The 21,499-nt window shown below is 46.4% G+C and carries 22 protein-coding genes; 15 read left to right on the top strand and 7 right to left on the bottom strand.

The window, feature by feature from the left end:
* Positions 1-5: 5 nt before the first annotated feature.
* Positions 6-1,238, bottom strand: coding sequence for an ISL3 family transposase (locus ACOGW3_RS14865; RefSeq protein WP_419901077.1), 1,233 nt, complete (start codon positions 1,236-1,238; stop codon positions 6-8).
* On the opposite strand from ACOGW3_RS14865, the gene ACOGW3_RS14860 reads away from it, so the two are divergent.
* The 7 genes from ACOGW3_RS14860 (at position 1,225) to ACOGW3_RS14830 (ending at position 6,524) form a co-directional block, all read left to right on the top strand.
* Positions 1,225-1,614 (top strand): YceI family protein, encoded by a 390-nt coding sequence (locus tag ACOGW3_RS14860; protein ID WP_419903698.1) that lies wholly within the window; start codon positions 1,225-1,227, stop codon positions 1,612-1,614. The two genes, ACOGW3_RS14865 and ACOGW3_RS14860, sit on opposite strands and share 14 nt — an antisense overlap.
* A 102-nt stretch (positions 1,615-1,716) precedes the next feature.
* On the top strand, positions 1,717-2,571 hold the full coding sequence (locus tag ACOGW3_RS14855; protein ID WP_419903697.1) for a DUF4743 domain-containing protein: 855 nt from the start codon (positions 1,717-1,719) through the stop codon (positions 2,569-2,571).
* 184 nt (positions 2,572-2,755) lie between these two features.
* Positions 2,756-2,953 (top strand): twin transmembrane helix small protein, encoded by a 198-nt coding sequence (locus ACOGW3_RS14850; RefSeq protein ID WP_419903696.1) that lies wholly within the window; start codon positions 2,756-2,758, stop codon positions 2,951-2,953.
* Positions 2,954-3,106: 153 nt separating this feature from the next.
* On the top strand, positions 3,107-3,670 hold the full coding sequence (locus ACOGW3_RS14845; RefSeq protein ID WP_419903695.1) for a cob(I)yrinic acid a,c-diamide adenosyltransferase: 564 nt from the start codon (positions 3,107-3,109) through the stop codon (positions 3,668-3,670).
* 149 nt (positions 3,671-3,819) lie between these two features.
* A complete protein-coding gene (locus ACOGW3_RS14840; RefSeq protein WP_419903694.1) occupies positions 3,820-4,569 on the top strand; it encodes an electron transfer flavoprotein subunit beta/FixA family protein in 750 nt (249 codons plus the stop codon).
* A gap of 2 nt (positions 4,570-4,571) precedes the next feature.
* Positions 4,572-5,504, top strand: a complete 933-nt coding sequence (locus ACOGW3_RS14835; protein WP_419903693.1) for an electron transfer flavoprotein subunit alpha/FixB family protein — start codon at positions 4,572-4,574, stop codon at positions 5,502-5,504.
* A 135-nt stretch (positions 5,505-5,639) separates the two neighbouring features.
* Complete coding sequence (locus ACOGW3_RS14830) at positions 5,640-6,524, top strand: 3-hydroxybutyryl-CoA dehydrogenase (protein WP_419903692.1); 885 nt, start codon at positions 5,640-5,642, stop codon at positions 6,522-6,524.
* 89 nt (positions 6,525-6,613) lie between these two features.
* On the opposite strand, the gene ACOGW3_RS14825 is transcribed toward ACOGW3_RS14830, so the two are convergent.
* Positions 6,614-7,207 carry a TlpA disulfide reductase family protein gene (locus ACOGW3_RS14825; RefSeq protein WP_419903691.1) on the bottom strand — a complete coding sequence of 198 codons (594 nt, stop codon included), beginning with the start codon at positions 7,205-7,207 and terminating at the stop codon, positions 6,614-6,616.
* Positions 7,208-7,256: 49 nt separating this feature from the next.
* On the opposite strand from ACOGW3_RS14825, the gene argH reads away from it, so the two are divergent.
* The 3 genes from argH to ACOGW3_RS14810 all read left to right on the top strand — a co-directional run bounded on the left by argH (position 7,257) and on the right by ACOGW3_RS14810 (position 12,848).
* The gene (gene argH, locus ACOGW3_RS14820) at positions 7,257-8,669 is read left to right on the top strand and encodes an argininosuccinate lyase (RefSeq protein WP_419903690.1); all 1,413 of its coding nucleotides are present in this window, start codon (positions 7,257-7,259) and stop codon (positions 8,667-8,669) included.
* A gap of 301 nt (positions 8,670-8,970) precedes the next feature.
* Complete coding sequence (lysA, locus tag ACOGW3_RS14815) at positions 8,971-10,239, top strand: diaminopimelate decarboxylase (protein ID WP_419903689.1); 1,269 nt, start codon at positions 8,971-8,973, stop codon at positions 10,237-10,239.
* A 74-nt stretch (positions 10,240-10,313) separates the two neighbouring features.
* Entirely contained in the window at positions 10,314-12,848 is a 2,535-nt protein-coding gene (locus ACOGW3_RS14810; protein WP_419903688.1) for a DUF4175 domain-containing protein, read from the top strand.
* An 88-nt stretch (positions 12,849-12,936) separates the two neighbouring features.
* On the opposite strand, the gene ACOGW3_RS14805 is transcribed toward ACOGW3_RS14810, so the two are convergent.
* Both ACOGW3_RS14805 and ACOGW3_RS14800 read right to left on the bottom strand, forming a co-directional pair.
* A complete protein-coding gene (locus tag ACOGW3_RS14805; RefSeq protein ID WP_419903687.1) occupies positions 12,937-13,305 on the bottom strand; it encodes a response regulator in 369 nt (122 codons plus the stop codon).
* 111 nt (positions 13,306-13,416) lie between these two features.
* On the bottom strand, positions 13,417-14,190 hold the full coding sequence (locus tag ACOGW3_RS14800) for a zinc-ribbon domain-containing protein (RefSeq protein ID WP_419903686.1): 774 nt from the start codon (positions 14,188-14,190) through the stop codon (positions 13,417-13,419).
* 196 nt (positions 14,191-14,386) lie between these two features.
* Here ACOGW3_RS14800 and ftsE point away from each other — a divergent pair, with 196 nt between their 5' ends.
* From ftsE to ACOGW3_RS14780, 4 genes are all read left to right on the top strand, one after another.
* Positions 14,387-15,127 carry a cell division ATP-binding protein FtsE gene (gene ftsE / locus ACOGW3_RS14795; RefSeq protein WP_419903685.1) on the top strand — a complete coding sequence of 247 codons (741 nt, stop codon included), beginning with the start codon at positions 14,387-14,389 and terminating at the stop codon, positions 15,125-15,127.
* Positions 15,128-16,018: a cell division protein FtsX gene (locus ACOGW3_RS14790; RefSeq protein ID WP_419903684.1), complete on the top strand. Its 891-nt coding sequence runs from the start codon at positions 15,128-15,130 to the stop codon at positions 16,016-16,018. It abuts the gene before it with no gap.
* An 81-nt stretch (positions 16,019-16,099) separates the two neighbouring features.
* Entirely contained in the window at positions 16,100-16,669 is a 570-nt protein-coding gene (locus ACOGW3_RS14785) for a YdcF family protein (protein WP_419903683.1), read from the top strand.
* A gap of 6 nt (positions 16,670-16,675) precedes the next feature.
* Positions 16,676-17,407 carry a lysophospholipid acyltransferase family protein gene (locus ACOGW3_RS14780; protein WP_419903682.1) on the top strand — a complete coding sequence of 244 codons (732 nt, stop codon included), beginning with the start codon at positions 16,676-16,678 and terminating at the stop codon, positions 17,405-17,407.
* 218 nt (positions 17,408-17,625) lie between these two features.
* Here ACOGW3_RS14780 and ACOGW3_RS14775 read toward each other — a convergent pair whose 3' ends face one another.
* Positions 17,626-18,216 carry a gamma-glutamylcyclotransferase gene (locus ACOGW3_RS14775; protein WP_419903681.1) on the bottom strand — a complete coding sequence of 197 codons (591 nt, stop codon included), beginning with the start codon at positions 18,214-18,216 and terminating at the stop codon, positions 17,626-17,628.
* Positions 18,217-18,327: 111 nt separating this feature from the next.
* Between ACOGW3_RS14775 and ACOGW3_RS14770 the strand changes: the two genes are divergently transcribed.
* Entirely contained in the window at positions 18,328-19,389 is a 1,062-nt protein-coding gene (locus ACOGW3_RS14770; protein WP_419903680.1) for a DUF2125 domain-containing protein, read from the top strand.
* A gap of 80 nt (positions 19,390-19,469) precedes the next feature.
* Here the strand turns inward: ACOGW3_RS14770 and ACOGW3_RS14765 are convergent, their stop codons facing one another.
* Both ACOGW3_RS14765 and hisC read right to left on the bottom strand, forming a co-directional pair.
* Positions 19,470-20,402 carry a prephenate/arogenate dehydrogenase family protein gene (locus tag ACOGW3_RS14765; RefSeq protein ID WP_419903679.1) on the bottom strand — a complete coding sequence of 311 codons (933 nt, stop codon included), beginning with the start codon at positions 20,400-20,402 and terminating at the stop codon, positions 19,470-19,472.
* A complete protein-coding gene (gene hisC, locus ACOGW3_RS14760) occupies positions 20,395-21,477 on the bottom strand; it encodes a histidinol-phosphate transaminase (RefSeq protein ID WP_419903678.1) in 1,083 nt (360 codons plus the stop codon). Before hisC ends, ACOGW3_RS14765 begins: the two co-directional genes overlap by 8 nt.
* Positions 21,478-21,499: the final 22 nt, after the last annotated feature.

Here is a 21,499-nt window from a genome sequence, read left to right as displayed (position 1 = left end):
TAGATTTAGGATTTCAAATAGAGCATAGATTGATTATCTGGAATGGATGATTGTCTAATTTTGAGTTTGAAGTATTCGGTATCCTTGATGCCTCTGGCTCGCTTACGGATCATTCCTATACTGACATTACCAGCCTCTATCCTGGCGCTTGTGAGCTTGTGTTTGGCGTAGTTGCAGATGCCCACACAATGTTTCCGTAGGGATTTCGCGAACTTTTTTAGATAGAGCATCTGTGACTGATCTGCTATCAGGCACCAACGTTCCAGTTGCTCCGCCATCGCCTCAAATGAAGCGGCACTCCACAGCAGCTGAAGCTGTTCTTTCAAGACGTAAAGTGCATTCAGGTTGCTATTGCTCTCCAGCAACCTTTGCAGCTTGTCACTTTGTTTTTCACTCAACTTATCCGCATTTTTGAGCAACAGATAATGCGTCCCTTTCATCAACTCTTTACCACTTGGATCGGCCTTTCTGAACTCAAGTCGACGCTGATTATGGATAGCTTTGCTGTAGTTTTTCATGACGTGGAAACGGTCAAATACTATGTCGGCCAACGGCAAGGACTCTCTGACAGCCTTTTGGTAGGCAGGCCCCATATCCATCGCTACGGCCTTTATTTTGCAGGCTGTATCTGGTTGCAGTTGTTTCAAAAACCTTGAAAAAACCTCGGCAGTTCGGCCTGCTTCAACCCAGATCAGATGACCGCCAACCATATCGTAGACCACCGTCATGTAGTCATGACCTTTCGCCCGGGCAACTTCATCTACACCAATATATTCCAAGCCAGTTAGCTCTGCAGGATCAAGCGTAGGGAGAGTTTCAATAAGGTATGCCCTGTCGATATTCTTGACCGTTTCCCATCGTATATCCAAATGTCTGGAAACCGCTTGAATAGACATATGCCGACATAATCCACTGATCAGTCGGCAAAATCGGTGAGTGAAACGGCACCCTTTATCAACAAAATCACACCCCTCAATGCGGCGTTCGCCCTTGTTAATATAAACCTGCGCCAGCTCAATCTCGACCACACAAGGATACCCAAAAAGGGGGATGTCGTTTACTTGTCGGCGGACATGCTGGTTGATGCTTCCCTTCTGGCCTGTAGCAGGGTCTATAGCCCTCCTACGCGCGTCTCGGCTGCAGTGAATGACAATCTTAACACCGCCGTCATCCAGTTTAATTTCATTTACACGTTGCCCTTTGAGGCCTAAAATATGCTGCGAGATGTTGATTGTCATATACCTGCTCTATGTAAAGTTATCAGAAACCATACATATCAACAGGTTACTTGGCGGTCGGCATCTTTTTCTACTCAACAAAGCGGAGAAGAGCCTTATTTTTCTCAGTACGATGACCCAATGGCGTCAAGGAACTGACATTAAGGTCCAAGGCTTGCTTACGATGCACGGCATTACCAAAAAAATTCTCCTGAACACCAAATTCGACAAGAAAGATCTCTCCAATAGAGAAGAGCTTAGCTTTCAAGGTGAGATCTTCTTAAATCGACTAGATTTTGGCGTAGGCTCCAGCTTCTCTGTCGTTGATGAAGAGATATCCATTTCGTTCAACCTGAGTGCACTTGAAGACCCTACCGAGACAGTTGTACTCAGATAGTCACACCGAACACTCGGGATTGCCCCAGAAAGTTGATTTTCAAATTGCGTAGCACCCCACGGCATCGCAATATATGAAATCACATCTTCACAGGAGCTGCCGATGGCATTGTTGGACCGAATACATACCTGTCACCATTGGCATCCCGACAACTACCGCCCTTTTATCATTGGCACGGAAATTCATGGCCACGTAACGCATGAATTCGCCAGAAAACTCAGTGACTTTTCAAGCGTTTTCGAAACGTCAGACAATGAAGTTAGGGTTTCAGAAAATCTCACCAGTTTCGATGATCGTTCAATTGCTGTGGAAAGCGTCATAAAACAGCTTGTAGAAACTGGCGACATCCCGCGCTGGCGCGATGAGTACTATCCTATTACCAACCAATGGGGACAGCCTCCCTTAATGAAGATGGATCGCGGGGCTGCGGGATATTTTGGCATTCGCGGCTATGGCGTTCATGTGAACGGCATAGTTAAGACTGACCAGGGCTTAAGGGTATGGGTTGGAAAACGCTCAATGGACAAGCCCAATGCACCAGGAAAGCTCGATCATATTGTCGCTGGCGGACAGCCCTTTGGATTGAGCATACTAGAGAACCTTATCAAAGAAGCAGAAGAAGAAGCCGATATCCCAAAGGCACTCGCCCAACAAGCAAAGCCTACAGGGTTGCTTTCTTATCGTTGCGAAAGAGATGACGGCCTGAGAAATGATGTCCTTTTCACCTACGACCTTTATCTACCAGAAAGCTTTACCCCTCAAAACACCGATGGTGAAGTTGAAGAATTCTACCTTTGGCCTCTCGAGCAAATAATTGACCGCATTACCAACACCGATGATTTCAAGTTTAATGTGAGCCTTGCAACCATCCATTTCTTAATTCGCGAAGGCCATATCACCCCTGACAGTCCAGATTACACGGCCCTCGTTGAAGGAATGCATCGCCAAAGCCTATAAGCAAAATATCAATGATATAAACGGCAGATTCGATGATATGCTTGGATAAAGCTGTTACTTAGGAAAAATTGAAGCTTAGATAATAATGATTCTTCTTTTCCTCTATCCGTAGAATGCGTAATGATGCACAGCAGCATTTTGGACCAATAACAGGCACAGCCTTATCTTTCGAGTTTATTAAATCATGGATAGTTTCCTCAACATTCTTGTTGTTCTCTCCCTCGCTACTGTCGTGATCATTCTCTTCACCGGGTTGATCACAATGGCCCGTGGAGGTGATTACAATAACAAAAATGCCAATAAGTTCATGCGCTACAGAGTCATCGCCCAAGGCGTAGCTTTATTCATATTTATGATCGCAATCTGGGCTAAGAACGCCTGAAATTCTGAAATTCAATCTGCTTTTCAGCCAAATTCGTCAAAAGTCAGTCGCAACGGTGATATCTCTCTTTGTATAGCTTCAGCTATGTTGACTTATGTTAATAAGATTTTGGTTAGGACGAAAGGCAGCAACAGCTAAACGGAGTTAGCTTTCATGGTTCAGTTGACACGAATATATACCCGGGGCGGTGATAAGGGAAAAACTTCTTTGGGGTCTGGAAAACGTGTTGATAAACACGACCTACGTGTCGAAGCTTACGGCACTGTTGATGAAACCAATGCTATAGTCGGCCTCGTGAGACTTCATAGTAAAACCGCTGTTGATGATATTCTTTCTCGCATCCAAAACGATCTTTTTGATCTCGGCGCTGATCTTTGCTGCCCAGAAGAAAAAGACCCAAAATACCCTCCTCTGCGTGTTTCAGCAGAGCAGGTTGAAAGATTGGAGCGTGAAATTGATGAAATCAATGCTGAGTTGGCACCGCTAAAATCATTCATACTGCCTGGCGGCTCTGCCGCCGCAGCTTATTTGCATCAAGCTCGCACGGTCTCAAGACGTGCAGAGCGCCTGATTTCGGCTTTGGTGCAAGAAGAAGATATTAACCCTGAAGGACTGCGGTATATCAACCGTCTTTCAGACTTGTTTTTTGTTCTGGCTCGTCACGTAAATGACAATGGAGCCCAGGACGTGCTCTGGATACCCGGAGCAAATCGATGATCGTCAGAATAAACTGATCAGGCGATCATTGACAGTGTATGTCGGCGAGCCTAAAGTTCCCGGCGACTGGCTGTTAGAGAGTAAATTTAAGGAAATAGGATTCCCCTAAATTTGCTTAGGAAAAGCGCGAATATTAAGGATACTTCTCGATGAAAGTACTCGTCCCGATCAAACGCGTCATTGACGCGAACGTGCAGGTTCGGGTTAAGTCCGACCAAACAGGCGTTGAGTTAACCAACGTCAAGATGGCGATGAACCCCTTCTGTGAAATTGCTGTAGAGCAAGCTGTACGCATGAAAGAATCTGGCGTTGCCAGTGAAGTTATTGTTGTTTCAGCTGGGCCAACTCAGACTCAGGAAACGTTGCGCACCGGCCTCGCTATGGGCGCTGACCGCGGCATACATATCCAAAGTGATGATGAACTTCAGCCACTCGCCATTGCCAAGCTTTTAAAAGCTGTTGTTGGCAATGAAGAGCCAGGCTTGGTAATTCTCGGTAAACAAGCTATCGATGGTGATAACAACCAGACTGGCCAGATGCTTTCTGCTCTTCTGGGTTGGTCTCAGGGTACATTCATCTCTGCTGTTGAGCAGGATGGTGATAAACTGAAAATCACCCGCGAAGTAGACGGTGGACTCCAGAATGTAAGCCTGCCTCTACCATCTGTCCTGACAGTTGATCTTCGCTTGAACGAGCCTCGTTACGCTTCTTTGCCAAACATCATGAAAGCAAAGAAGAAACCAATCGATGCAACAAACCCAGCAGATCTTGGTGTTGATGTAACTCCACGCGTAACAACGCTTAAAGTTACTGAGCCAGCTGCACGTGATGCAGGTGTAATCGTTGGCTCCGTTGCTGAGCTTGTTGAGAAACTTAAAAACGAAGCAAAGGTGATCTAACGATGTCTATTCTTGTTATCGCCGAACACGACAATGCAAGCATCAAGCCTGCTACGTTGAACACTGTAACAGCTGCTGGCCAACTCGGTGGCGATGTTCACGTCCTCGTTGCGGGCTCTGATTGTGCTGCTGCTGGTGAAGCCGCTGCTAAAATTGCTGGCGTGTCCAAAGTCCTCGTTTCTGATGCTGCTGAATATGCTCAGGACGTTGCAGAAAATATCGCACCCTTAATCGTGAAGCTTGCTTCTGATTATAGCCACGTCCTCGCTCCTGCGACGACTTATGGTAAAAATATTTTGCCACGTGCGTCTGCTCTTCTTGATGTTCAACAGATCTCAGAGATTTCTGCGATTGAATCTGCGGATACTTTTGTTCGCCCGATTTATGCAGGTAACGCACTTGCAACCGTACAGTCTTCAGATGCAATCAAACTGATCACCGTTCGCGGTACAGCCTTTGATGCAGCTGCTGAAGAAGGTGGTTCAGCATCTGTTGAAGCAGTTGATGCAACTGGCGACGCTGGCTTGTCTTCATTTGTAGGTCAGGAGCTCACTAAATCAGAGCGTCCAGAACTAACAACTGCTGGTGTGGTTATCTCTGGTGGTCGCGGCATGCAGAACGGCGAAAACTTCGCCATGCTCGAGCGTGTTGCTGACAAGCTTGGTGCTGCCGTTGGTGCATCGCGTGCTGCTGTTGACGCTGGTTACGTTCCGAACGATTACCAGGTTGGTCAAACAGGTAAAGTTGTCGCTCCGGATCTCTACATTGCCGTAGGTATTTCAGGTGCGATCCAACACTTGGCCGGGATGAAAGATTCTAAAGTCATCGTGGCAATCAACAAAGACGAAGAAGCTCCAATTTTCCAAGTTGCTGATTATGGCTTGGTTGCGGATCTATTCGATGCAGTTCCTGAGCTTGAAAAAGAACTCGGATAATTGATCTTACGGTCAAGTCCCCACGGCTTGATTGTCCAAAGATCGTTCTGCAGTAATATCCTAAGGCAAGACGCTATCAAATGTGATAGCGTCTTGCCTTAGATTTTAGAAGTAGCGGAAAGGCTCGCAAAGAGTATGACGATTCAGGAAATTAAATCCGTAGGTATTATTGGCGCAGGGCAAATGGGAAGTGGCATCGCACATGTCAGCTCACTTGCCGGCTTTGATGTTCGTATGGTCGATGTCAATCAAGAGCAACTTGACACCGCACTCGCGATTATCAAAAAAAATATGCAACGCCAGTCTGCCAAAGGTAAAATTTCCGAAGCCGACATAGCCGCTGCACTTGGCAGGATTGGGAATTCACAAGAGCTCGAGAGCCTCAATCAATGTGACGTTGTCATCGAAGCCGCGACTGAAAACGAAGAAATTAAAAAAGATATCTTCCGTAAGGTTTGCCCCCTGCTTAAGCCTGAAGCAATCCTCTGCTCGAACACCTCCTCAATTTCGATCACACGTTTGGCTGCCGTAACAAGCCGTCCAGGACAGTTCATGGGTATGCACTTCATGAACCCGGTTCCTGTCATGCAATTGGTCGAACTGATCCGAGGTATCGCAACTGAAGAGCCTACTTATCAGGCGATCAAAAACATGACACATAAGCTGGGTAAGACCTCAGCCTCATCCGAAGATTTCCCGGCCTTTATCGTTAACCGCATCTTATTGCCGATGATTAACGAAGCCGTCTACACCCTTTACGAAGGTGTAGGGACTGTCGATTCTATCGATACAGCAATGCGCTTAGGCGCAAACCACCCAATGGGTCCCTTGGAACTCGCAGACTTTATTGGCCTAGACACCTGTTTGGCAATTATGTCTGTCCTCTATGAAGGCCTTGCCGACACAAAGTACCGCCCGTGCCCGCTACTTGTGAAATATGTAGAAGCCGGCTGGGTCGGCAAAAAATCCGGACGTGGTTTCTATGACTACGGCGGCGACACACCCGTCCCAACACGGTAACGGTTCTCCTTAATAGGGAAGCTGACAATCAAACAAAAAGAGCCGTGCGAAGATCTTTTCGCACGGCTCTTTTTGTTTCAAATGAACGATTACAAGTCAGTATAAAACTTGATCAACGTCTTTACCTCTGGTGCATCCCACTCATAAGGTCCGATGAGGGCACCGACAATCATTCCCTGTTTGTCGACAAGATAGGTTGAGGGCAGCCCCCTTAACCCAAAGGCTCTGGATACACGGCCTTTCACGTCGACATAAGCCGGAAGATGTTTCAGTTTTTGCTTTTCAAAGAAAGGCAGGATCTTTTTCAGTCCGGCTCTATCTTCTGATAACGTGATCACTCGGAACAAATCGCTCCCGGCTTCTGCTTGTAGCTTATCAAGGTCAGGCATCTCTTTTACACATGGTGCGCACCATGTTGCCCAAAAATTAACGAGGAGAACCTGCCCCTCCAGGTCTCTAAGAGACATCAATTGACCATCTTCTGCTTGAAAGCTTTCGATCGGTACTGGAACAGGAGGATCGAAGAGAGTAAAGTTCCCTTCGAGTCGCCCTTCAAGAGGTGGTTTTTCAGAAGTTTCCGCACTCGCCTTGTTTGCTGCGAGTGATATTGCCGAAAGTGATATGACTGTCAGCAGTAAGAGAGTACTTAAACTGAAAAGCCGATGGGCATTAACCTGGATCATATTTTATAGTCCATAAAGTCGTACGACCGAGAAGACGAAAGAGAAAACTGTGTCAGAACCAAAATCAGCCAGTGATACTACAGCCAATGCAATGTGGGGCGGACGTTTTTCTGTTGGACCTGCAGAAGTTATGGAGAAGATTAATGCTTCTATCGACTTCGACAAGCGTATGTCCGCACAAGATATTGCAGGATCAAAAGCTCACTGTGCCATGTTGGTTAAACAAGGTATTATCAGCCCTGAAGATGGCAAGGCAATCCTTGATGGTCTAGACACAATTTCGCGAGAAATCGAAGAAGGCAAATTTGTCTTCTCTGCAGCTCTCGAAGATATTCACATGAATATTGAAAACCGGTTGCGTGAACTTATCGGTGACGCTGCCGGTCGCTTGCACACCGCACGCTCCCGAAACGACCAGGTAGCAACGGATTTCAAGCTTTGGGTCCGGAGTGCTATTGACGAGCTCGACAAGCAAACAGGTCTGTTAATCGAGGCATTGATCAATCAGGCCGAAGAGAATTTCGATACAATTATGCCAGGGTACACCCACCTTCAAGCAGCCCAACCTGTGACATTTGGTCACCACATGCTGGCTTATGTCGAGATGTTTGGCCGTGACCGTAGCCGACTGAAAGATTGCAGAAATCGTTTAAATGAATGTCCTCTAGGTGCAGCAGCTCTCGCGGGTACATCTTTCCCGATCGACCGCCATGCTACCGCTGAAGCCCTTGGCTTCGATCGCCCAACGGCAAACTCACTCGATTCCGTTTCTGACCGTGATCATGCCCTCGAATTCATGTCTGCCGGGGCAATCCTAGCTACCCATCTGTCCCGTTTTGCTGAAGAGTTGGTGATCTGGTGCTCTCAGGGGTTTGGATTTGTAACCCTATCCGACGCCTTCACCACCGGCAGTTCTATCATGCCGCAAAAGAAAAACCCGGATGCCGCTGAGCTCATCCGAGGTAAAGTCGCTCGCGTCATTGGTTCTCTAAACACCCTTTTCATCGTCATGAAGGGCCTCCCCCTTACTTACGGTAAAGATATGCAGGAAGATAAAGAACCCGTCTTCGACGCTGCAGATACTCTTATCCTCAGCGTTACAGCAATGACCGGTATGGTGACCGACATGGTCGCCAATCGCGACCGTCTTCACGCTGCAACCGCGGATGGCTTCCTAACTGCCACCGATCTGGCCGATTGGCTGGTGAAAGAACTTGGTTTGCCTTTCAGAGATGCTCATCACGTCACCGGAACCATCGTCAAACTCGCTGAAGATAAAAATTGTGATATCAGTGATCTGGATTTGACAGAAATGCAAAGCGTTGAACAACGCATCACTCAAGACATCTTTAGGGTTCTAACAGTTGAGCAGTCAGCTCAAAGCCGGGTTAGTTTTGGCGGTACGGCTCCTGAAAACGTCAAAGCTGCGGCAAAAGCCGCCCGAGAAAGGCTCTTATCATGAAGCTGAGTTGGATCGAGCAAGGTCGGATTGTACTGAGACAACAAGTCCTCACGAAAAGATCTCTTGCAACCGTGACTCTTATTGGCGCAAGTTTTCTCGTAGTCGCCTGCGGAAAGGTTGGAAGCCTGGATCGTCCAGGGGGAGATTGGAATTATCCTCAACAGTATCCTTATCCACCGGCAGTGACACCAAACTCCTCGTCCGGGCCAGCGGAAGCTATACCGGATGAAAATCCTCTCCCGGAGAGCCTTAGTATACGTAAGAACTCCAGGACAACGACGAAGACATACGGACAATAAATATGAGTGCCTTTGAATATCGTGACGGTAAGCTCCACGTAGAGAACTTGCCGCTGGAAGACATTGCCCGTGAAGTGGGAACACCTTTTTTCTGTTACTCCACTCAATCCATGGTTAATGCATATAATTCCTTTGCTACCGCTCTTACTGATGCTGGCGTTAAGGGAACGATTTGTTACGCACTCAAGGCGAACTCCAATCAATCCGTTATCCAAACACTCGCCAAAGCAGGTGCAGGTGCGGATGTGGTCTCAGAAGGTGAACTCCGCCGTGCTTTAGCGGCAGGGGTCGACCCTAAGAAGATTGTTTTTGCTGGTGTCGGTAAAAAACCAAGTGAAATGGCTGTTGGACTTAAAGCAGGTATCCTGCAGTTCAACGTCGAGTCCTTACCTGAACTAGAGGCTTTATCTAGCGTTGCAAAACAACTTGGCGTAACAGCCCCTGTTGCTTTCCGCATCAATCCAGATGTTGATGCCAAGACGCATGCAAAGATTTCCACAGGTAAAGCCGAGAACAAGTTTGGGATTGATATACCAAGCGTCCGTCGCTTTGTTGAGCAAGCAGAAGCATTACCAAATATTGCCATAGAAAGTCTTGCCGTACACATCGGTTCTCAGTTGACAGAAGCAAGCCCGTTCAAAGATGCCTTTCAGCGCTTAGCTACGTTATATAAAGAGCTAAAAAGTGCAGGATTGCCTCTAAAACGGATCGATTTTGGCGGTGGCTTAGGCATCCAGTACAACGATGAAACTCCTCCAGACCTTAGCGAATACGCGAAAGCTGTCAGCGATGTCCTGGAAGACCTGGATGCTGAATGCATTTTTGAGCCTGGCCGTTTTCTTGTCGGTAATGCAGGGGTTCTCGTAACGGAGACCATTTATGTCAAGGAAGGAACCAATCGTCGCTTTCTGATCGTAGATGCTGCCATGAACGATCTTATCAGGCCTTCGTTATATGATGCCTGGCACGACATTACCCCTTTGAAGCAACCTGCAGCAGAAGCTGAAATTACGCCTTGTGATATCGTCGGTCCAATCTGTGAATCAGGGGACACTTTTGCGAAACAAAGACCTCTCCCAAATATTCAAGCTGGTGAGTTTGTGGCCATGGAATCTGCGGGCGCTTACGGTGCTGTAATGGCATCAAGTTACAACACGCGATTGAATGCTCCCGAAATTTTGGTCAAAGGTGATCAGTATGCTGTTGTGCGCAAACGCATTGATTATGATACACTGATTAATCAGGACGTTCTGCCAGATTGGCTTTCTTAAAATAATTTATAAGAAGCCCTCTAAGTTTAAGGGCGGTATGTCCAAGTGAACCTACCAAAGGAACATATGGACCGATGGATAGTACCGCCCATAAACGATCAGTAAAAAACACCCGCGACCGTCGGCCAGAACCGACGTTGCCATGGAAAACTCGCTATAAGACATTCATCACGAGACTTGTACTTTTTTGGGAAGCCTTTATTTCTGCGTCTTGGGCATTTTGGGGCGTTGCCTTCACCTCCATTGTCTTTATTCTTCTTGATATACCCGCCTCACTACCCGTTTGGGCACATATTACGTTTCTAATTGTAGCCGCGATTTCCTTATTTTCTTCCGCTTTATGGGCAGCAATAAAGTTCCAGTTACCGAACAGACGTGATGCTTACAGGAGATTAGAACAGACTAATAACTTGTCACATCGTCCTCTTAGTAGCATCAGTGACCGCCCTCTCAAGGCCAGTAAGGAAGGCCTATTCCTCTGGCTGCAAAACAAAAAACGCCTCGCAAATTCATTATCTTCCCTCCGTATTTCACCTCCCCGGCCACTATTGTTTCAACTGGATCCTTACGGGTTCAGGTCACTGATTGTTGTGGGGTTATTCATTTCCGTATTTTCATTTGATAAGTGGGAAATTCGAATAAGTTCAGCCTTTGAATTAGACCGCCTCATACCTGCAGAGAGTGAAACGGGTGTAAGCTATAGCATGTGGCTCACCCCACCAGATTACACTGGAAATTCCCCCCTCTTCTTTGATCATAACTTTTCAATACCCGAACAGGTCGACCTCCCTCAAGGCAGCCGGGCAATTGTTCAAGTCCACGGCCTAGACCGGCTTCCTGACATCCAACTTGCGAATACTGACATTGCGGTAAAAAAAACGGGTGAAATGAGTCATGAAGGAAACTTTTTAGTAGAGGAAAGCGGCGAGCTCAGTATCACGAACTCTTTTAGGACAATCCTAAAAACCAACCTCAACCTTATCACCGATCAAAAACCTGAAATTACCCTTCTTGAGGCCCCCATTGAAAGTGATCAGGGCTTATTGAAAATCGCTTTTGAAACACGGGATGATTATGGCACCACCTCTCTCGAAATTAGTTTTTGGCAAAAAGATATTGCTCAAGCCGAGGTAATAAAGCTTCCACTTCCTTCAAGCCAAATCAAACTATATCAAAGCGAATACTATTTAGATCTAACTGACCACCTACTGGCAGGAGAACAGGTCTGGTTCCAACTATCAGTCCTCGATGCTTTGGAACAAAAAGGGCAAATTGAGCCCATACAAATTACAATCCCTGAAAGATATTTCTCGCATCCACTTGCAAAGCATCTTGTAAAGCTCCGTAAAGACCTGAATGAACCTAACAATAAGGGTAATGTGATTGCTGTCTTGGCTGGTCTCGTAAAGCGGCCGCATTATTACGACTATGATAGTCTTGTTTCTCTCACTATGACCATCGCTGGAAAACACCTTATATTTGATAGCAGTAAAGAAGCGGTTCAACAGAGCCAGAACATTCTTTGGCGAACGGCTCTACATCTTGAGGATGGCCGATTAACTTCAGTACAAAGAGAACTTAGAGATATCCAACAACAGTTGCGAGAAGCACTCTCTTCGCAAGCAGATCCAGACGAAATATCCCAATTAATGGACAAGCTCCAACAAGCCGTTGATTCTCTACTCTCAACGATGCTTGAGAAATTTCTAGACGATCCAGAACAAGCTCAAACGCCCCCTGACGGGTCGCAATCACTTGATAGCAAAGACCTGCAAAAAATGATCGATCAGGCACGTATGCTGGCTGAAAACGGGTCCATGGACGAGGCTCTACAACTTCTTTCAGAACTGCAAAACATGCTTGAAAACCTTGCCTTTCAAAAAGGGTCTCCATCTCAGGATAACGCAGGGGATCAAGGTAGAGAAACTTTTGAAAAACTACAGGACCTAATTAAACGACAAGAAGAGCTACTAGAGAACAGCTACCAAAGGCAACAAGATCAACAAAACGGTGGAAAGCAACGAGAGGATCAGGGAAATAGGCCCTCCTCACGTACCATTCCTGGAGACAGCCGGCCTGGTGACCAGGGGCAAGGAAGCCAGCAACAACAAAGCCAGGATGCACGTAGTCAAGAAAGATTACGTCAAGAACTTGAACAATTAATGGAAAATATCCAAGAGCTACTCGGGAATACCCCTGAAGACTTCGAACATGCGGAGCAGTCTATGGGCATCGCCCGCGATGCGTTACAAGGACAGGACGGGGATGGGAAAGAGAGTGAACAAGTCGTCCAGGCCCAAACAAGAAGCTTAAGAAAGCTACAAAACGGGACCGAGCAGGCTGCTGAAAAATATCTAAAAATGCTAAATCAAGGCCCCGAAAGTGGGAGTGGTTGGGTCAAAGGAAAAGACGGTTCAGGAAGAGATCCTTTTGGTAGAAACATCGGCGATAATGGTAGAAGCCTAGCCAAACAAGGCGTTCCTCTTCCCGATGAAGCTGATTTTCTTGAAAGTCGAAAAATTCTTCGCGAATTGCGTGATCGTAGAAATGACAGAACTCGCCCTAAAGACGAAAGAACATATATTCAGCGATTACTAGATCGGTTTTAAAAGAACGCTCCCCCCACGGAAGCTATCGACGTTTACCCGGTTAAACGGGGTGTTGTCGGGTATAGTTTTCACTCATAATTTTAATAAATTAACCTGAATTAACAGCGAGAGCTTCTTCCGCAGCAGAGCAAATTTCTTGAAGACTAAAGGGCTTTGTTACCACTTTAAAAATGAGTTCTTCCAGGTTGTGAGCTCGTTGTTTTTCAGCAGAATATCCCGTCATTAAAAGTACGGGCATATCTGGGGCATCCTTAGCAACCTTCAGCGAAAGCCCTATGCCATCAAGACCAGGCATAACAATATCTGTGATAAGAAGATCGTATTTATCTTCTCCCAAAGCCTCCAAGGCCTGCATGCCATCCCCGACTGCCTTGACCTCATGCTTTCTATGGGTAAGGGCACGCGCCACAAAACTCCGAACAGCATTGTCATCTTCAGCAATCAAGATTTTTGCCATAAAAGCCCACCCTAACTAGAGTCATACACATGGTTAACACTACGTTAAGATGCAGAATATCATGATCGCGTGCATGTTACCATGCCTGATAAAAACTCTTGATAGCAGAAGTTATTTTTCTGTGGGTTCAAAGTCCGGAGTTTGAAGGGCTTCTTCATCAGATATAAATTGAACATCTGCGAGTATGGCATCGGGGGATGCAATTAACTCGATCAAAAAATGAGATTTTTCGCTCGGCTCCAAATACTCTACAGAAGGTGTAATCGTCTTGCGAGAGAGGGCTTCTCCATTACTGGCCCTCAAAGAGCCAATAATTTTTGGTACAACGATCTTATCTTCTGTGATATTGGCGATGTCTCCAGAAAGAACGATTAATTTCTTTCCGTCTTTGGTTGCGCGTTCCGTTTTTTGGTTTTCTATTTCCAAACCTTCGCCAGTAAGAAATACATCCAGACCCAGGAGATCATATAAGTTCATGGCCTGAGGTAATGTACGTACAATCAGCACACGCTCATTCCAGAAACCATAACCAAGTCCCCCAGCAAGAACAAAGAACAACACCCAACCTACAAGGAGGCCTTTCCCTTTTTTCTTCACTTTTTCTGGAGCAAATCCTCTGGGCCTCCGAGAGCGCACCTTTCCCGGCTCGACAAAGTCATCATCAAGGGGCCCTTGCTCATCAAAAGCCGCCGGCGAAATACTCTCAGGAATATCCTGGGGCTCTTCGCTTGGTTCAACAATAGCAGGAGCGAGTTCAATTTCGGCTTCAGGAGTTTGAAACCAGATATGGCGACAGCTCTTACAACGAACCTTACGTCCGGAATCACCCAACGCATCGTTGGCAACGCGGAACTTACCATCACATTCAGGACAAGAAACTATCATTCAGCTAATCACCAGCGAAGAAACTTAACTCAATGACTATTTTATACGGCGCAGAAAATCTGAACGCAAGGCCCGAACAAAAGACCTGTATAAAAGTCCCTTATAAAACACGGGGGCATCCCGATCCTCTTTAGATGAACTAAATTGACTAGATAATTAAGAGCACAAGTCTTTACGTTTACAGTTAAAATATGTCATGGTTCCCACCCCGCTCACTGTTACGGATTTCAAGCCTTTGGTTCGTTTTCAGGATGTACATTTGCGCTATGGTACAGGCCCAGATGTGCTCCATCAGGTTAATCTCACACTCGCACCCGGCTCTTTCCATTTTATGGTAGGTCCCAGTGGAGCTGGAAAGTCATCCTTATTACGCCTGATGTATTTGGCCCATCGCCCCTCATCCGGGCGATTAAGTATATTTGGCCGAGATGTGTCGCAACAAGATCGTACTGAACTCACCATGTTGCGCAGGCGCATTGGCATAATCTTTCAGGATTTTCGACTACTTGATCACTTAACTGCTCTTGAAAATGTTGCACTGCCGCTCACAATCACTGGCAGCCCAATTGAAAAAGTACGACGCAATGTAAGTGAATTGTTAGCCTGGGTAGGTCTTGCTGACTACCTGGATGCAAAACCGCCGACGTTATCGGGCGGACAGCAGCAACGCGTAGCAATTGCCCGGGCTGTCATCGCGCGTCCAAGCTTGTTGCTTGCAGATGAGCCTACCGGAAATTTGGATGACAAAATTGCCGAGAGACTATTGTTTTTGTTCGAAGAACTAAACAAGCGTGGAACAACCATTGTTGTTGCCTCCCACAATGAGGCTCTCGTGAACAGGTTCAATCATCCAGTATTCAAAATCGTTAACGGGGAAGTCCGGTTAATAAAAGACGTCCAGTCCCCCCCTGTTCAACATCATTCAGGAGCCAGCTAGATGTTTGGCGCTCGTAATGATGTCCCTTTGGATCGGGATGCATCCAGTCGTTTTCTACCCTGGTTGATTGCCGTCATGGTTTATCTTGCGACAATGTCCCTCGTTGTTGCGATTACAATGAATAAACTCGCCAATCGTTGGGATCAGGGGTTATCCAACAGTCTGACGATACAAGTTCCCCCAGGGCAAACACTCGCCAGCCGTCAAGCTACAGAAAAAGATCTCAAAATAATAAAGATTGAACTTAGTAAAATTGAGAATGTTGCGAAAGTTGAAATTCTCAATGATGCTGAACTCAACAAGCTGATGGAACCATGGCTCGGTAAGGATGTGTTACTACAAGATTTACCAATCCCATTTCTTGTATCTGTGGAATTGGAACAGTCTGATATAAAAACCATAGATGCGATAAACACGCTCATTGCCCAACAGTTCCCAGAGGCAAGTATTGATGATCACCAACGCTGGCTTGGTAACCTGCTTGGCTTAGCAAAAGTAATACAAATAGTTTCCCTATTGGTCGTAATGCTCGTCGGCGGTGCCGCGGGGCTAATGGTTATTCTCGTTACCCGGATGGGGCTGGCTATCCACCGACAGGTTGTCGAACTCTTCCATCATATGGGCGCCGCAGATTCATATATTGCGACACGGTTTCAATTTCATGCTTTAAAGTTAAGTACTGCGGGAGGCTTTTCCGGCCTCTTACTTGCCGGCCTTACTATCGCCTCTTTTAGTTCACTTCTTGGACAAGCGAATAGCTCAATCTTACCAAGCCTTACGTTCTCTGTTGTAGAGTGGGGCTTATTATTGCTTATGCCTATAGGCGCTTCGCTAATCGCGATGATGACAGCTCGGTTGACCGTTCTACGCAGCCTAGCCCTAATGCCGTAAAAGTTGAGGAAGATGACATCCTTGTTTCACCGTACTAATCGAAGGACTTTTCTAACCCTTAAATTGGGTTCATTTCTAGCAGTGGCCGTTCTATTGCTCTGGGTAATCGGGTTCTTTTGGTTTGCCGCAAATTTACCGGATGATGTAAGCGAAGACGCACAGGTTGCAGACGCAATCGTTGTCTTAACAGGGGGAAGTGATCGAATTAACACCGGGCTGGATTTATTAACTCAAGGACAAGGTAAAAAACTTTTTATTTCAGGTGTTTACCAGGGCGTCGAAGTTCAAGAGCTCTTACGGTTATCACAACGTGCTCCTCAAAACTTAGAGTGCTGTGTAAAACTTGGATACCAAGCTGACGACACCCGGGGTAATGCCCTGGAAAGTAAAACCTGGGTTCAAGAACAGGGCTATTCCTCTTTACGACTTGTCACCGCATCCTATCATATGCCAAGAAGCCTTTTGGAATATCGTCATGCAATGCCAAACATCACAATTTATCCTCATCCTGTTTTTCCAGAGCATGTAAAACAAAAGGATTGGTGGCTTTGGCCTGGAAGCACGACGCTTCTTCTTTCTGAATATGTTAAATACCTGTTGGCTCAGGTCAGGAACTGGGCCGAAGTAATGCAAGCAATGCTGATCGGATAACACCCAATGATTTTTCTAAGATCCCTGATTTTCAACATCTTCTTTCTGATTTGGTGTGCGATCTTCTTTACTCCCTGCTTGCTTCTGATGGTTTTTCCACAACGCTTTATGCTGATCGCAGGCCACTATTGGGCCGTAGTCATATTCTGGCTTTTGAAAGTTATCTGTGGAACAACATACGAAATTCGAGGTCTGGAAAATCTTCCAAAAGACGGAAAGTTCCTACTTGTCAGTAAACATCAATCTGCATGGGAAACCATTGCATTGATGGCCTTTTTGGATAATCCCTGCATAATTCTCAAAAAACAACTTCTAAGAATTCCTTTTTTTGGCTGGTACCTATGGAAAAGTGGTGTGGTCGCAATTGACAGAAATGCTGGGACAAAAGCATTACGGCAAATGATTTCAGAATCCAAAGAAGCTCTGGAAAACGGACGGCCTATTGTTATCTTCCCAGAAGGAACACGCTCAACTCCAGGACAGGTTCCCGAATATCAAACAGGAATAGCAGCTTTGTACGGTGGGCTTGGAGCACCAGTTTGTCCTGCGGCATTAAATTCAGGAATGTTCTGGGGTAAGGATGCTTTTGTTAAGAAGCCTGGGACGATTGTTCTCGAATATTTACCTGTTATTCCATCAGGCCTAAAACCAAGGGTTTTTATGAAAACCGTACAAGATACGATAGAAGACGCTAGTAATAAGCTAATGGAAGAAGCCCAGCAGGCTGAAAGTAAGTAACAATGGCCAAACCAAGAAAATGCCCAAAGTGTTCGACTGAAATCGGTATTGATGATGATATCTGCTACGCCTGCGGGGAGAATGTCCCACTCTCCCACCCATGGTATACTTTACCATTAGGCGGAGTTATCGTAGTTGGATTGTTCTGGTTACTAACCGACTTTGACGCCGTAATTGAATACGTCACACAACATCTAAATTAGGTTTAGTTTGGGGCACTAGGGAATGATTTTTTGAGCTTCATGAGCTTCTCTTAATAAATTTTCGAGCCCCTGATCCTCAATACCCAATGCTTTTAGATGAGTGACGGTATTTTCAAGATACTCAATGCACCGGCCACTGCTCCCCACACCCTGTAATAGATGAGAAATAAGTTCTTCGCTCCCCAGGCGACCTGCATATTGCTCATGGTTTGTATCTGCTACAAATGTAGCTGATCGAACAGTTTCACCTGTTTCGAGAGTGATGTCATACCAGCCAGGATGATATACACCTGATATCATTTCCCGCTCAAAGAGGTAGTCCATCACCACATCGCGTTCGGCTGCTGGAACCCGATAGGCCATTCCGACGCATGAGCCTCCGACATCAAGGCCGAGAACCAGCCCAGGACATTCCGGTGTGCCGCGGTAGAAAAAAGAATAAATACAAAAATGTCGATGAAACCCTTGCAGCTTGGCGGGTTGAACTTCCACGTGTGGAAACCCAGGATTCCACATCAGCGAGCCATAACCAAAGACCCAAAAATCCTTCCCTTCTTCCAGGGGTAATCTTGAATCATAAAAGGCCCTCAACTCTGGGGTCGACATTGCTCTGTTACTCCGAATCGGCTATGCGTATGAACTCATGAGTTTATCGATTGTATTCAGCGACATAAAGCGATCGTCGTAAATACAACAAAATATCCAGGATGAAGAACAATGCCAGAAGAAAACGCCTCAACCGAGCCAGCATCTCGCTCTCTTGGACAGAAGCTTCTGATCTTAGGCATTAGCTCTTTGGGTATCTTGATAGCCTTCTCTGTTGCCTATTGGTTTTGGGCGGCCCATCAAATGGAAACAGGCCTAACCAAGTGGGTCGAAAAACAACGTTCTCGCGGCTTCGAGATTACACACGGCCAACTCTCTCTTGGTGGGTTTCCTTTTATTGTACGAGCAACACTGGATACGCCCAAAGTAATTTCTCCTGATGGATGGTGGTGGCAAACACAGAATCTCATCGCAGAGGCCACACCGTGGTCTCCTCTTAGCATGCAAATTGATCTCTCACAGGATCACTTGATTGATGGCCTTCCTCATAGTCAACCTTCGATAAATGTTGTCAGTACTTTTGCAAAATCGACCGCACAAATTTCTCTCGAGGGCGAACTTCTCAATGCACGATTACAGGCAGATGGTTTGATCATTACCCGAGAAAAACACCACCCGCTATCAATTGCAACGCTAGACACCACCTTGGGCCCGCTACGGCCATCTACTGCTGAAAATCCACTACAGGAGTTTAACATCCTGGTTAAAGCGCAGGATATTAATCATCCTGAGCTCAGGAAAACACCTCTTGGGGGGCCAATTTCACAACTGAATATAGACGGAACCCTATATGGGAAAATTCCCAAGGATAAAATCCGTAAGGCACTGCACATTTGGCGTGATACAGGGGGATTTTTAGCCCTTCATGACGCCAGCCTCAGGTGGGGACCTATGCTCATTGATGCACGAGGGAAACTTGCCCTGGACAACCGACTGCGTCCGGCTGGAAAACTCGAAAGTAGGATTGAAGGTGCAGATGAAGTCGTCAAACAACTCGAAAAAAATGGCTTAATAAACAAAGGCCAGAGTTTTGGGATAAAGCTGTCCCTTGCCGCCTTGGGTAAAACCAACAGTCGAGGCCGGCATGAAATTGAGGCCCCCCTTATTATGAAAGATGGATGGCTCTCTGTTGGGCCAATTAGTCTTCTCAAGTTACCTTCAGTGGTTAATTAACTTTTCAAATTATTACGTCCTAAAAAAAGGCTCTCCCAATTGGAAGAGCCTTTTTCATATTTATTACTTCACAAAAAGAGTCAGCTGTCTTCACTATCCGGTTCTCTGGCATCAAAAGTACCCGCCTGATGCGCGTCAACAATGCCCCGCCGAATATCCCTTGTTTTCCTGAACCGCTCTTCCAGGACATCTCCTTCGCCCCAACGAACGGCACGTTGAAGTACAGATAGATCCTCAGAAAATCGCTGTAACATTTCCAATACAGCTTCACGGTTGTTCAAAAAAACATCGCGCCACATGATAGGATCTGAAGCGGCAATACGGGTAAAATCCCTGAAACCACCGGCTGAGAATTTCACAACATCTGCCTGCTGGCTCTCTTCCAAATCGGTTGCCGTCCCCACAATGGTATAGGCAATCAGGTGTGGAAGGTGAGAAGTAATGGCCAAGACTTTATCGTGATGGTGAGGGGTCATGATTTCAACCATGCTCCCTAATGCAGCCCAATAAGCCTTTATCTTCTCAAGTGCATCAGCATTCGTCCCTGCAGGTGGAGTGAGAATACACCAGCGCCCGTCAAAAAGTTCAGCAAACCCCGCTTCAGGACCGGAATGTTCCGTACCCGCAATAGGGTGCCCTGGAACAAAGTGAACCCCATCCGGTAAGTGTTGCCCAACATCTCTGATGACAGATTCTTTAACCGAACCAACATCACTGATAATCGTCCCCGGCTTTAAAGCCGGAGCCATGGCTAAAGCAAGATCATCGTAAGTACTTACAGGCGTGCAAAGAATAACTAAATCAGCATCCTGTACCGCCTCAGCCGGCGTTTCATAAACGGCATCTGCGATGCCTAGTTCCATGACCTTGTCACGGGTAGACTTGCTCCGCGCACAAGCAACAATCTCATGGGACAAGCCACGTTGCCTTGTTGCTCTGGCAAGTGAAGATCCAATCAATCCTATACCGATCAGGGCAATCTTTTGAAATAGTGGTTCTGTGCCATCACTCATTTGTAAACATGGTGATACTATCGACCACCACCCTCATCTCGTCTTCGGTTCCAATACTTATGCGCAGATGTGCTGGCAAGCCATAGGCTGGCATTCCGCGGACAAGAACACCTTTGTTTTTCAGGAACTCAAGCGCAGAGTTCGCTTTTGTATCAGAGGCGAAGTTAACTAAGACAAAGTTCCCAACTGAATCATGCGTTTGCAAACCGAGCTTTGTCATTTCCTCACGGAACCAGCTTAACAAACGCGTATTCAGATCTCTTGATTTTTCAATATGGGCTTTATCTTTGATTGCCGCGACACCCGCAGCCTGTGCTGCAAGGCTCACATTGAAAGGACCACGGACACGGTTCAAGACATCGGCAACTTCTGCGGAACAATAGGCCCATCCCAAACGTAACGCGGCCAAGCCGTGAATCTTCGAGAAGGTTCTTGTCATGGCTACGTTGTCGTATTCTTCGACCAAAGCCGCGCCACTGATGTAATCCGGGCTATCGACATATTCGCAATAAGCTGCGTCGATCACCAAAAGGACGTCCTGGTTTAATTCAGCCCGAAGCTTACGTAATTCCTGTTCGGAGACATAGCTGCCCGTTGGGTTGTTTGGATTAGCCAAAAATACGATTTTTGTTTTATCCGTTACTGCAGCAAGCATAGCATCCACGTCGATACGTAGGTCTTTCTCAGGTGCTTTCACCGGTATAGCACCAGCTGTTTTTGCACCAATCGGATACATCAGAAATCCGTGCTCGTTGTAGACGATCTCATCGCCGATACCAACGTAGGCTCGAATCAGAAGTCCAAGTAATTCATCTGACCCGGCACCGCACACGATTTTATCTGCATCAAGGCCTTCTGCTTCTGCAATTCCCTGACGTAGTAAATAAGAGCCGCCGTCCGGATATCGATGAAGATCGTCGACGATTACGTGATAAGCTTTTTTAGCTGCGTCTGAAGCACCAAGGGGGTTTTCATTCGAAGCCAAGCGGCAAATCCGATCGACACCTTCAACTTTAGATTCTCCACCAATGTAAGGTGAAACATCCATAATTCCGGGTTGCGGTTTTAAAGCCATTTTAAAAACTCTCTTATTTACT

Origin of the sequence: Kiloniella sp. (assembly GCF_965205715.1) — a bacterium.
In the GTDB taxonomy this organism is placed as follows: Bacteria; Pseudomonadota; Alphaproteobacteria; order Kiloniellales; family Kiloniellaceae; genus Kiloniella.
The sequence above is the reverse complement of the archived record's forward strand: the minus strand, read 5'-3'. Positions and strand labels throughout refer to the sequence as shown.

Coding starts and splice junctions, on each gene's coding strand:
- ACOGW3_RS14765 (WP_419903679.1), bottom strand. CDS start 20,402: ATGAGTGATGGCACAGAACCACTATTTCAAAAGATTGCCCTGATCGGT.
- ACOGW3_RS14850 (WP_419903696.1), top strand. CDS start 2,756: ATGGATAGTTTCCTCAACATTCTTGTTGTTCTCTCCCTCGCTACTGTC.
- ACOGW3_RS14780 (WP_419903682.1), top strand. CDS start 16,676: ATGATTTTTCTAAGATCCCTGATTTTCAACATCTTCTTTCTGATTTGG.
- ACOGW3_RS14855 (WP_419903697.1), top strand. CDS start 1,717: ATGGCATTGTTGGACCGAATACATACCTGTCACCATTGGCATCCCGAC.
- ACOGW3_RS14790 (WP_419903684.1), top strand. CDS start 15,128: ATGTTTGGCGCTCGTAATGATGTCCCTTTGGATCGGGATGCATCCAGT.
- ACOGW3_RS14865 (WP_419901077.1), bottom strand. CDS start 1,238: ATGACAATCAACATCTCGCAGCATATTTTAGGCCTCAAAGGGCAACGT.
- lysA (WP_419903689.1), top strand. CDS start 8,971: ATGAGTGCCTTTGAATATCGTGACGGTAAGCTCCACGTAGAGAACTTG.
- ftsE (WP_419903685.1), top strand. CDS start 14,387: ATGGTTCCCACCCCGCTCACTGTTACGGATTTCAAGCCTTTGGTTCGT.
- ACOGW3_RS14800 (WP_419903686.1), bottom strand. CDS start 14,190: ATGATAGTTTCTTGTCCTGAATGTGATGGTAAGTTCCGCGTTGCCAAC.
- ACOGW3_RS14830 (WP_419903692.1), top strand. CDS start 5,640: ATGACGATTCAGGAAATTAAATCCGTAGGTATTATTGGCGCAGGGCAA.
- ACOGW3_RS14805 (WP_419903687.1), bottom strand. CDS start 13,305: ATGGCAAAAATCTTGATTGCTGAAGATGACAATGCTGTTCGGAGTTTT.
- ACOGW3_RS14825 (WP_419903691.1), bottom strand. CDS start 7,207: ATGATCCAGGTTAATGCCCATCGGCTTTTCAGTTTAAGTACTCTCTTA.
- ACOGW3_RS14840 (WP_419903694.1), top strand. CDS start 3,820: ATGAAAGTACTCGTCCCGATCAAACGCGTCATTGACGCGAACGTGCAG.
- hisC (WP_419903678.1), bottom strand. CDS start 21,477: ATGGCTTTAAAACCGCAACCCGGAATTATGGATGTTTCACCTTACATT.
- ACOGW3_RS14810 (WP_419903688.1), top strand. CDS start 10,314: ATGGATAGTACCGCCCATAAACGATCAGTAAAAAACACCCGCGACCGT.
- ACOGW3_RS14835 (WP_419903693.1), top strand. CDS start 4,572: ATGTCTATTCTTGTTATCGCCGAACACGACAATGCAAGCATCAAGCCT.
- ACOGW3_RS14775 (WP_419903681.1), bottom strand. CDS start 18,216: ATGTCGACCCCAGAGTTGAGGGCCTTTTATGATTCAAGATTACCCCTG.
- ACOGW3_RS14860 (WP_419903698.1), top strand. CDS start 1,225: ATGTTGATTGTCATATACCTGCTCTATGTAAAGTTATCAGAAACCATA.
- ACOGW3_RS14845 (WP_419903695.1), top strand. CDS start 3,107: ATGGTTCAGTTGACACGAATATATACCCGGGGCGGTGATAAGGGAAAA.
- ACOGW3_RS14770 (WP_419903680.1), top strand. CDS start 18,328: ATGCCAGAAGAAAACGCCTCAACCGAGCCAGCATCTCGCTCTCTTGGA.